The sequence below is a fragment of the Paenibacillus planticolens genome (genome assembly GCF_013141725.1).
In the GTDB taxonomy this organism is placed as follows: domain Bacteria; phylum Bacillota; class Bacilli; order Paenibacillales; family NBRC-103111; genus Paenibacillus_E; species Paenibacillus_E planticolens.
Genome location: NZ_WHNZ01000042.1, coordinates 293364 through 305134, shown reverse-complemented (window position 1 = coordinate 305134; position 11771 = coordinate 293364). Strand labels below are relative to the sequence as shown.

General features: G+C 46.8%; 4 protein-coding genes and 2 pseudogenes. 5 read left to right on the top strand and 1 reads right to left on the bottom strand.

The features are described 5' to 3' along the window. Window positions 1–127: 127 nt before the first annotated feature. Window positions 128–493, bottom strand: coding sequence for a hypothetical protein (locus tag GC097_RS20580; protein ID WP_171685175.1), 366 nt, complete (start codon window positions 491–493; stop codon window positions 128–130). 78 nt (window positions 494–571) lie between these two features. Here GC097_RS20580 and GC097_RS20575 point away from each other — a divergent pair, with 78 nt between their 5' ends. The 5 genes and pseudogenes from GC097_RS20575 (at window position 572) to GC097_RS20560 (ending at window position 11494) form a co-directional block, all read left to right on the top strand. Next, window positions 572–742 carry a hypothetical protein gene (locus GC097_RS20575; RefSeq protein WP_171685174.1) on the top strand — a complete coding sequence of 57 codons (171 nt, stop codon included), beginning with the start codon at window positions 572–574 and terminating at the stop codon, window positions 740–742. 733 nt (window positions 743–1475) lie between these two features. Continuing rightward, window positions 1476–3935 carry an endo-1,4-beta-xylanase gene (locus GC097_RS20570; protein ID WP_171685173.1) on the top strand — a complete coding sequence of 820 codons (2460 nt, stop codon included), beginning with the start codon at window positions 1476–1478 and terminating at the stop codon, window positions 3933–3935. 185 nt (window positions 3936–4120) lie between these two features. Continuing rightward, window positions 4121–4300: pseudogene (locus GC097_RS35445) on the top strand (transposase); the annotation flags it as partial. A 257-nt stretch (window positions 4301–4557) separates the two neighbouring features. Then, window positions 4558–4859 (top strand): annotated as a pseudogene (locus tag GC097_RS20565) (transposase); the annotation flags it as partial. Between the two features lie 299 nt (window positions 4860–5158). Beyond that, window positions 5159–11494, top strand: a complete 6336-nt coding sequence (locus GC097_RS20560) for a glycoside hydrolase family 9 protein (protein ID WP_171685171.1) — start codon at window positions 5159–5161, stop codon at window positions 11492–11494. Window positions 11495–11771: the final 277 nt, after the last annotated feature.

Here is an 11771-nt window from a genome sequence, read left to right as displayed (position 1 = left end):
TGTCGATCGTCATCCTGGTCCTTGGAGTGTCCCAGGGGACTGTTTTTGCTAAAGAGGAAATGCTACATTTAAATTAAAGCTAGTTATTCGGATAAGGATGTTAAGCTGTCTATTATGGGTCACGGGCTTAAGGAAATGTATGCTTATGATTTTGAAGGAAAGTAACTTCATCTTGCTGAAGCCGCGCTACGCGTTTTTTGCCAAAGGTCGTCCATGCGTTGGAACTCGAAAAATACCAACTCAGTGTATACTGAGCCATTCTCCATGGTTGAAACATGGCTTTGAGTATCGCGTCATTGTCCGCGAAACTGGCCATCTGCACCACCGAAGAGCAGTTGCTGACAAGACCCATAACGTATAGAAAGCATAATAACCAGGACGGGGTTCCGCTGCGCTTCATCATGTCGGATTGCGTAAGCAAAAGGGAAATGCCGAAGCAGTCCCATAACTGTTTTAAGAGGCTGTTCAAATAGCTCAAAAAATCGGCTAACAAACAAAAACGCACCTCAGCTAAAAATGGTAAAATGGAGGTATCCCGACCATCCAAAAACCATTACGCGAGGTGCATTTTATGGACTTGCAGCTTGAACTGCTGCACTACCACTACTATAATACACTCGGTTTTGACGCGGAACTCATTGATTATTTCGAACATGTCGATGATTCGATTGTGCTGGAGAAAATCGCTCCGCTTTATAATAAAGGCGGTCGTCCTCCAATCGATCCAAGAATCTGCTTTTGAATGCATTACCTGTACTTTACGCCCGGAGATCTCCTCGTTTCGAGAACTTGTCGGTTATATAACGCTATTGGGATAGATTAGTGGATAACGCTTACATCTTGTCAACAGCGGGTAACTAAGTAAAAACATGTATATTGTTTGGTGATTATTTCCTCAAATATAATATGGTTGTAGCAGGAGGGAGCCCCTAATTCGGCCAACTATAAGAAAAAGATCAATATCATACTGGCATTGAACAACGACGGCAAGATCGACATCGCGGACCTTGCGGCTTTGGCCAGGAAAATACTTGAATAGGTGAAACTTAGCAGTAAATTTTTGGCGAGCGCAGAATAATGCTAGAAACTGTAAAAATATTGTATTCGTTTTCATAATGGGTTAAATGAATGCTGGTAGGGGGCAAAGGAATGCGGGCCAACGCCATAGCGGCCCGCTTGTGACGCTGATACAATAAATGATGTAAGCGTAATCAGTACGTTTAACCAATAGAGGGGGAAAGCAGAACATGAACAAATGGTAGACAAGATCATGAATTGAAAGTTATGGGGACATTTACTTGAAGGCACTTGGAGGATGGCCACTGAATTGGGGAGGATATGCAATATCTGATACAAAATGTATCAAAACCAAAAGAGGGTGCTATTTTTAGTCCTCTTTTGAGAATTACTATCGGATGAAATGGTGGAGAAAAAGATTGCAGTAATGAATCTCATATAGGAGGAAGGAAATCACGATGAGAAATAAGATAATAGCATTATCACTTATGGTTACCATGCTGATGACTTTTTTAGTTCAGCCTGCTTCGGCAAACTATCAGCCTGAGCTTCCATCGCTTTACCAGACTTTTCAAAACTATTTTAAGTTCGGTTCATTTCATGTGATGAACAGCTTTTTTGGGGGCGGCGATCCGCAAAGCATGCTGCAGCACCACTATAACAGCTGGGCCCCGGCTAATGAATTAAAGCCGCAATCTCTGTTTGGCTCTAGCCAGTCGGCTGCAGCATATAACAGCGCTGTAAACGCAGCCTATTCCAGCGATGAAGAGCGTACGGCTGCGATTGATAAGGCAAATAAGATCGCTATACTTGCCTCAACAACCTCTCAAGAGGCTTTCTTAAACAATGTCAGGAATTTGAACAAAACCCGGGGGCCTAACGATCAGGTCAAGATCAAAGGTCATACGCTCCTTTGGCACAACCAGACGCCGGAAGCTTTCTTCCATGAAGGATTTTCAACCACTAAGCCCTGGGCAAGCAGGGAGGTTATGCTGGCTAGAATCGATTCCTATATCAAAGTTGTATTTGAAAAATTCGCCTCTTACAACGATGTCATCTACTCGTGGGATGTGGTCAACGAGGCTATTGATGACTATACAGGCTATATCCGTAATGAAGGTGATTACCAGGTCAGCAATTGGGGTCGTATTTTCAAAAGACCGGATCTGACCGGTGAAGACAGGATACTGGCAGAGAGTGAGTATATCAGGCAGGCCTTTGCATCAGCCTCGAAATACAACAAAGCATTGGGAGCAAACTGGACGTTTGTATACAATGACTTTTACGACGCCGATAAACCCTATGAGCCAAAGCGCAGCGCCACCATCACCATGCTGAAGCCTATCTATCAGCAGATGAAGCAAGACGGTACAACCTTCGTCGTGGGTATGCAGAACAGGAACGCGGTTTCACTCGACCTGAACGTGTTTAAAGAGACCTTCAATAAGTTCGCCGCCGTCTGCGATGAAATCCAATTTACCGAATCCGACACACGTTCCGATCTTGTGGCCAATCCGAATTATGATCCGAACGCACTGCCGTACTATTTACCGGACGGCTCGAAGAATCCAGGCTGGACGAAAACGAATTGGGATAACAAGCCTAATGCACATGTGGCACTGGTTAGAAACGGCTGGACGGCTGCCATGGCGAATTTGCCTGAAATCCAAAGAGAGCAGGCTGATTGGCAGGCGGATCAATTTGATTTCCTGCTCGAGAACAGCAAGGGCAATGGCGGCAAGCTGAGCGTGTACGCCTTTGACGGAGTCAGCGATACAAGCACCTTCAACGCCAGAAAGGGTGCGCATATCTTCATGTCGGCCGACAGCACGGGAAATACAAACTATACGGCAAAGATGTCCTACTATGCGATGATCGGCAGTGTAGCCCGTTTCGAATTGAAAAAGCAGCTGAGTAATCTTCCTCAGGATTCCTCCAAGGATAAGTACACTCCTGACAGCTGGAACAAATTTGTTGCGGCCCGAAAGGCAGCCAATGATATTCTGGGCGTAAGAATCTATGATATTAATGGCGTAAATAACGTGAAGGACGCAACAAACACGTTGACGGCAGCCATAGCGGGATTGACCGAGCCCAAGGGCGCTGTTCTTGCAGGCCCGGCGGCAGCTTCTAAAGGAGCAGCCTTTGATCTGAATTATGGCTTGAGCGGCATGGATCAAAATATTTATGCCCAGGACTTAACGTTTACTTATGATCCGAGTCAGTTGGAATACGTATCGGCCGAATCCGTGAAGCCGACTGAAGTCGTGATCGTCGACAAGGTTCAGAAGCAAGGGGAAGTTCGGCTCCTTGTAGCAACAATTGGAAAAAACGCCCATCTTGACGGTAGTCTTCTGAAGCTGTCTTGGAAAGCAAAATCCGATACGCAGGTTGCAGCCGCTACGATTTCCTTGTCCAAGGCAGTCGTTGCCAATGAAGCCGGTGTCGAAAATGAACTGGGAAGCACGTCTTATACGGTTCAGCTGAACAGCGTTGTAGTTGACAAAACGGCTCTCAACACATTAATTGCCGATGCACAAAGCAAGCATGACGCTGCCGTTGAGGGAACCCGTGCAGGTCAATATCCGGCGGGCTCCAAAGCAGCGCTGCAGGCGGCAATCGATCAGGCGAAGGCTGTAGCGGATAACACTGCGGCAACCCAGGATCAAGTTGAGCAGGCAGTAAGTACGTTGAATGCAGCCCTGCAGACATTTAACGATGCAGTGATTCGCACGCAGCCGGGCGATATGAACGGCGACGGCAGTTACTCTGTGGGTGACCTGGCAATCGTTGCGGCAGCCTACGGCAAAACCTCCGCTGATCCGGACTGGTCCAGCTACAAGAATGCCGATTTGAATAACGACGGTAAGATCGACATCGCGGACCTTGCGGCTTTGGCTAAGAAAATACTTGAATAGTTGAATAGGTAACATTCAGAAGCAATAGAGAGGGAGGCTAGCCTACCTCTCTATTATTCATCTTTTAGCGAATAGGCAATGTTAGGCTTTTTCTAATTCCATTAATGGAGGTTTATTGCTATGAAAAAAATGGCGAGCTCTTTAATGGCACTCTTTATTTTTGCGACGATGTTCACGTCCGTATGCTGTTTCAGGTTTGGCTCAGCGAATGCTATCAGCACAAGTCCCATTCGGCTCTTCCCAACAAGCAAAGTCCTGAAACGACGTTCCGCAGCGACAAGAAGGCACTATGTTTCGTGGATCCGGATGTACTGACGAATGCGTTCTTGCACTGTGAATCACGTAAGGTGGATAAATCTGGATGCTCATAGGTCATGAATAGGTAGCATGAAAGGACTCATTTACTAAAAGTATAAAATAATGCTAGAAACTGAAAAAATATTGTATTCGTTTTCATAGTGGGTTAAATGAATGCTGATAGGGAGCAAAGGAATGCAGACTGCCGCTGTAGCGGGCCCGCCTTTGACGCTGATACAATAGATCGTGTAAGCGGAATCAATTCGTTTAACTAATTAGAGGGGGAAACCGGAAATGAACAAATGGTGGGAAGCTCGGGTGAGACGACCCTGCCAAACAAGCGAAACGGGAAGCCAAAGTGAAAAAGATTCAAATCCTGAATGAAGCAAAACAGATTCAATTGCATGGCGGCTACCGTCAAGTCCAGAAGATGCGCGCACGCTGCGAGCATGTGTTTGCAGAAGCCAAAAATAACCACGGTCTGGACCGTGCCAGAAGCAGGGGTTGGACCGTTTTCAGGAACAATCCACTTGGACGGCCATAGTCCAAAATTTGAAACGGCTGTGCCGGTTCAAGGCCATTCGGCCACGGACCGGTAGTTCATTCTGCGCCAGACCCATGGAAGGGAACCAAAGAGACTTCGCACAAGCCTCTTTCCTGAAGTTTTTCACGCATTTATTTGGTTGGTTTAAGACGATGGCAGGTCGAAGAGTTACAATTTCACCAGACTTCTAGAGGCAATCTTATGAAGCTTTGTTGGAGAGCTCCAGACAATCTGCAGGCGGCTATCATCAACATCGGGGACCTTGGGGCAATGACAAGCACAATCTGAATAGGGGTGATGTGTGCATATATAGATACGAAATGTATCGAAATCAAAAGAGAGGGTAAGAGCAAGCGAATTAAATCAATGAAGCTTAGAACTTTTGACTGTCCAGAATCTTACTTCAAAAAAATTTTTGAAAGGAAGTGCAGTTATCATTAACTCTTTAAAGAAAAAAATCGTATCGATAGCTCTGAGCGTTAGCATTGTTTTGGGTTTAGCGCCTAGCGGAGCCATTCTTCCCGTACAAGCCGCGGGTAGCTATGACAATAACTTCTCCATGGTTCTTAGCAGCTCAACCGACGCAAACAGATATCTCACAACGGCAAACTCCAATGCTTTCAACGTAGTTATGTACAACAACACCTTTTCCGGTGTCTTCGGCGACCAGCACATGGGGGGAATCGAACTGTTTCTCCATGGGAATCGTATAGCTACCAATGGTGACATTCACTATATGCCCACTCCCGAGCAGTGGGACGCGACTCCAGCGCCCACCCGTGGTACCAAAATATTTGACATGACGACTAACAAAATCACCAGCCCGATGACTTTCAACGGAGCCACGGACGGAACTCTCAAGTATGACCTGATCGCTACCCCAGAGGCGGGCGGGGCATTGCTCTCAGTCGTACTTACCTCGGATTTACCAGCAAGTCTTGCTGGCAAGGCCAGGTTCAACATGGAATTCATCCCCTCAAAATTTGAGAACAAGACAGTTCAGGCAAGCTCCATAGAAAACGGACCCTATGACACCTTCGGAGTATTCCCGCTCCATCCACAGAGCACAATGGCCGAAGTTGAGCGTCCCAACCTTCCGACCCAGTCATGGTACGTACAAGATTGGAACACGGATAGGGGCAATTCTCAGCCGCTTCCGTTTGTCGAGGGATATGGCTTTACATTTGCCGCTGAGGACGAGCTGAATAATATCAGTATTACCTCTGATACCGGCAAACTCCAGCTGTATGACGGTCGCGACCGCGCGCAGAATGGTTGGTATGTGCTCAGTAACCTGATCACTGATGGCAAGAAAGGCGACACTGTTGCAAAATGGCATATCCGTCCCAAGGTAGTTCAGAACTGGGTGCGCGAGCCCAATATAGCTTTCAGCCAGGTTGGTTATTCTCCCAACCAGGAGAAGTTTGCAGTTATTGAATTGGACAAGTATGAAAATAACTTTCCCTTGTCGGCGTCCCTGCTCCATGTAAACGCAGACGGTTCTAAGGAAGTGGTATACACCGCTAATGTAACTGCTCCCGTATCATGGCAGCGGTATAAATATGTAAATTTTGACTTTACAAGCGAAATCAAGACTGGTATGTACGTCATAAAGTATGGCGATAAGGAAAGCGATGTATTCCCGATTGCGGACGACGTATATAATAAATCCTGGCAATCGGCTCTGAGTGGCTTCCTTGCGGTTCAAATGGACCATATCGAGGTCCGCGACGGCGACCGCATCTGGCATGGAGCAGCGCATATGGATGACGGTAGCATAGGACCTCTAGGTGCTTCCTGGTTTGACGGTATGAGCATGCCAGCAACTATGCCGGATTCGATCACTGCGAAAGGCATCAAGCCGGGGCAGCATATTCCTGGATTGAATGTCGGCGGCTGGTATGACGCTGGTGATTTTGACCTTCAGGGTTCCAGAGAAATCGAAGTGCTTCAGGACCTTATTTTTGCGGCCGAGGCTTTCAACAATATGGACAACAGCGATACGTTATCTGTTAAGTGGGATGACAAAACAGGCGGTGTGGTACAAATGCACATGCCTGACGGAATTCCTGATATTGTGCAGCAGGTTGCACATGGAATCAAGTATGTCCTTGCACAGATCGATAATCTCGGCGGCTATGGCGGAACAATGGAATTACGTACTCTGCGCCAGTACACTCATTTAGGCGATGTTTCTTCCGATACCGACGGTTATATATACGACTCCACCCTTGGCCCAAATGAAATAGTTGAGCGCAACGGTCTCGTATATTCTGGCAAACCTGACGACCGAGTATTACTGCTCGCCGGAGGAGGAGGAAGCTTCACCAGCACTCTTACCAGTAACACCTCAGCGGATATCGCAGGAGCCGCATACTTACTGTATGATTATTATCCTGAGCTTGCGACCAAATCCCTGAACACTGCACTCGCCATATGGGACAAAGAAAGAGCATCCCAGCCGGCAAATCTGAGCATCGAATGGAATACGCTGGTTCAGCTGATGCTTGCGACTAAAAAGATGGGCAACAGCAGCAGGTTTGAATATTTTAAGACCCGTCTTTCATCACTAACATCCACTGCATTTAACTCAAACGGTATAAGTTCAAGATACAACGCCATGTTCATCATGGATCTCATGGACGAGGCCTTTAGAACTCAGGTGGCAAATGCTGTAACTCAATACGCGGCCACGGTTAGTTATCCTACCATAACCAACCCATTCGGAGTGCAGTTTACCACAGGAGCAGGCTGGGGCGGATCACCGACCATAATTGGCTTTGGTCAGCGCCTAGCCATTATGTATAAATACTTCCCAACTATCGCTTCCTTGAAGATGTATACTCTACGCTCTGCGAACTATATCCTGGGCAGACACCCTGCCAACAACAATTCGTGGGTGTCAGGTGTGGGCACGAAGTCCCAATTGAAACCCTATAACAGCAACCGTGCGGACCAGTCATTCATTCCCGGTTCCATTCTGCCTGGTCACATCACTTTTGCGCCAGATTTCGTGGAATCACTTGATGACTTTAACTTCCTGTGGTTTGAAAACGAGTCGATCATCAACTACCAGTCTAAGTGGATTTCTGTAGGTATGGCTGCGAGTATGATCGCCAATGAGCCCTTCACTGAGACTCAAGCACCAACCAAGGACTTCACAAATAACTTCATGATGGGTATTAAGAAGACGAGTTCCACAGATGGATATCTGCAGACCCCAGGCTTCAACCTGTTCATGTATGACAACACCTTTGACGCTGCACTCGGCGACAAGAAGAACGCGGGCATCGAGCTTATCCAGTCCGGACGCCGTATCGCCACCAACGGCGACATCAGCCTGCTGAATGCTCCGGATAAGTGGGATAGTGCTATCCCTCCAGTACGCAACAGCCGAACGGTTGACGATGTGAACAATACCCTCAGCGCGAGCTTGACTATTCCTTCAGATTCAAAGGGCAACCCTGCGGTTAGTTACAACCTGAAGGCAGAACCCGAAGCTGGCGGTATCAAGCTTACGGTTAAGCTAGACAACCCTCTGCCAGCAGATCTTATAGGCAAAGCGGGCTTCAGCTTACAATTTGCCCCATCACAGTTCATCAGCAAGAGCTTCCAGGCTGATACTAACGGCGATGGCAATTATGATTCCTTCGGCGTATTCCCTCTCGTTCCTGAGGACGATATGGTGAGTGCTGAGAGAGCTAGGACCGAGGATCAGCCCTCATACGTGAAGAGCTGGTACAGTGATAAAGGCAACATGCAGCCGCTGCCTCTCGCAACCGGCAAGAAGATGACCTTTGCCGCCGAGGATAATGAAAACCGTATTCGCATTTCGTCGGACAGCGGTGATCTCTCGCTCTACGACGGACGCAACAATACACAGGACGGCTGGTTTATACTCCGCACCATGATTCCAGCAAACGCCACCGAAATCACATGGCACATCAGCCCTGACGTAAAGCAGGATTGGACCCGCAAACCCAATGTTGCTCACAGCCAGGTTGGATATGCGACGGATTTTTCAAAGGTTGCCGTAATCGAACTTGATCCTAACTTCAACGCACCAACGACAGCTTATGTTGACCGTTTGAATATGGATGGCACCTATACGGAAGTATTCTCCGCTGAGATTGGCGCACCTACTTCATTGGCACGTTATACCTATAGAAATTTTGACTTCTCCTCAGTCAAAGATCCTGGTATGTTCGTAATCCGTTACGCTGGGGAACGCACTGATCCGTTCCCGATAAAAAAGAACGTTTATGACAGATCATGGCAGTCATCCCTCAGTGGCTTCCTCGCTGTCCATATGGATCATATGACTGTTCGCGAGAGTTACCGCATCTGGCATAAACAGACATTTGCAGACGACGCGCTTCAAGCTCCGCTCAATATGCAGTCGTTTGGTGGATGGAACTTGGGAACTGCAACTGATTCTAAATATGCACCCTATGAGCATATTCCTGGATTGGCCGTTGGTGGATGGTACAATCCAAGCGGTTATGAACTTGATACTGCGAGCAACCTTGGTGTGATCCAGGATCTCGCTTTGGCATTTAAAGAGTTTGGTGTAGACTATGACACATTCACAATGGATAATGCATCTAGCTTCGTTGAGATGCACAGAATGGACGGAATTAATGATATTCAGCAGCAAGTGAAGCAGGGAATCCTGCAGATATTAGGACAAATTGAAAATGTCGGCTTCGTATTCAAGGGTATGAAGGTTCCTACCCTGAAGCAATATTCACAGTCAGGTGACGCCTCGAAGGCTTCAGACGGATTCGTTTACGACAGTACTCTCGCGTCGGACGCTAGATATGGCTTAAAATCTGGCAAGCTGGACGACAGACTTGCTTTTGTCGGTACCAAGGACGTGGAAATGCAGTATGACGCAGCAGCCGCGCTAGCATCGGCAGCCTATGCTCTCAAAGGTTTTGACGACGCACTTGCCGCTCGCTGCCTGACAACAGCGGAAAACATCTGGAATACAGAGTCCCTTGTCACTAGCGGAACGCAGGTTGCTGCTGAGTGGAGGGCCGCTGTGCAGCTCCTGATCGCCACCAATGGCAACAAGGAAACATATAACCAGTTCATTAAGGAAGTTTCGGCACTTGAGCTGAGTACTTCAAACTTCGGAATGGACGGATGGAAAGCAGTGCGTGTCCTTACTTATATGGATCAAGGGTTCAAGAATGAATTTAAGCAAGCCCTAACAAATTATATCCCTGTTTTGGACAGCCAGATCTCCAACCCGTTTGGCGTGCCGGTAACTGGCGGCAATGTCAGCGTTCTCAACATGGGAGTTAGCATGAGCATCCTGAACAAGTATTTTCCTGAGATTGTGAGCGAGAAATATACGCTCAGCGCAGCGAACTATATCTTGGGCACACATATGTATAACGACACCTCTTGGGTGTCTGGAGTGGGCACCAAGTCGTCGAAACACGGCTATGGCAGCAACCGTGCCGACCGTTATTTCATCGCAGGTGGTATCGTTGCCGGTTCTGCGAACGTTCTGTCGGACTTCCCTGAAGCCGTTGACGATTACAACTATCTGTCAGACGAAACAGGTTACAGTATCGAAACCGCTGCCAAATGGATCATAGTTGGAAAAGCAGCCGACACAATGACAACTGCTCCAGTAGTTGATCTAACTAAACCTAGAGTAAACATATCGGCAGCAAGCATTGTACAGCCTGTAAGTAGCTTTATTGTAAAAATCAGTCTGGACAATGTGCCACAAAGCGTTTATGCTCAGGATATTTCACTTGGATATGATCCTAATATCTTCGAGTATGTATCTTTGGAAGGTGCAAATAACAAAATCATGGTAGTAGACTCTAGAACCACTCCCGGCGCTGTAAGAATTATTTCTGTGGCCACAGTTGGTTTGACTACGCCAAGCGCGGAAATACTCAACGTCACCTTCAAGGCAAAAACAAATGCTTCCGGAAGTATTGCAGTTACCCAAGCGGTCCTTGGTACTGTGCCTGATGGAATAGAAATTGAGGCGGTATTGAGCAGTAAAACCATTGTAGTAGGCACAACATCTGAGGTTAATAAGGCTCAACTTGGAGCATCTATAAGTAGCGCAGAGACCCTTTATGCCAATGCGGTAGTAGGCACACAAACAGGCCAATACCCACAGACAGCCAAGGATATCTTTAAGACAGCTATAGATGCAGCAAAAGCTGTGAATGAAAATACCAGTGCAACACAGGCACAGGTAGACAGTCAAGTAATCGCTTTGGATAATTCGAAAAATATCTTCCTTTCCTCAGTGATAACTGGACAAGGTGTTGATAAGACAGCCCTAACAGTTGCTATTAGTAGTGCTGACAGCCTTTATGCAGGGGCAGTAGTTGGAACACAGCTTGGACAATATCCGCAGGAAGCAAAAGATATCTTCGGTGTTGCTATAGATGCGGCCAAGTCAGTATACAATAACTCTAATGCAACACAATCCCAGGTAGACAGCTCCGTTGCGGCACTTAATAGTGCAGTGATTGTCTTTATGAACCAAGTAGCTTATGCAGACATAAACAACGACGGAAATATAAGCGTAGGAGACCTTGCGATTGTAGCTTACTATTATGGAAAGGATTCTACCGATATCGATTGGGAGAAGGCCAAAAGGTCAGACGTGAATAGAGACAACAAAGTGGATATTTATGACCTTTCATATGTTGCATATCATATACTGGATTATAAATAACTAAATAGTAAATTTGAGCTCCAATAATAAGAATGAAGTTATTCTTGTTATTGGAGCTAACTTTTTATTACTATTCACAGTCTCAGCATCTCTTTATGTATATGGATGAGGAACCCGGGTTCGACAGTTGGGCCGCTCTGTAGGCACCTGTGGATAAGCGAAACCCTTGTATAACAAGGGTTCCACCAACATTTTAATGAAAATATACGCTATAAAGAATGGCAGTTAGGTGAGTGGTTAGACCTTCCAATACACGAAACATATGCTGAGAAGTTAG

Bases quoted from the DNA above. Each gene is read 5' to 3' on its own strand.
- GC097_RS20570 (WP_171685173.1), top strand. From the start codon at position 1,476: ATGAGAAATAAGATAATAGCATTATCACTTATGGTTACCATGCTGATG.
- GC097_RS20575 (WP_171685174.1), top strand. From the start codon at position 572: ATGGACTTGCAGCTTGAACTGCTGCACTACCACTACTATAATACACTC.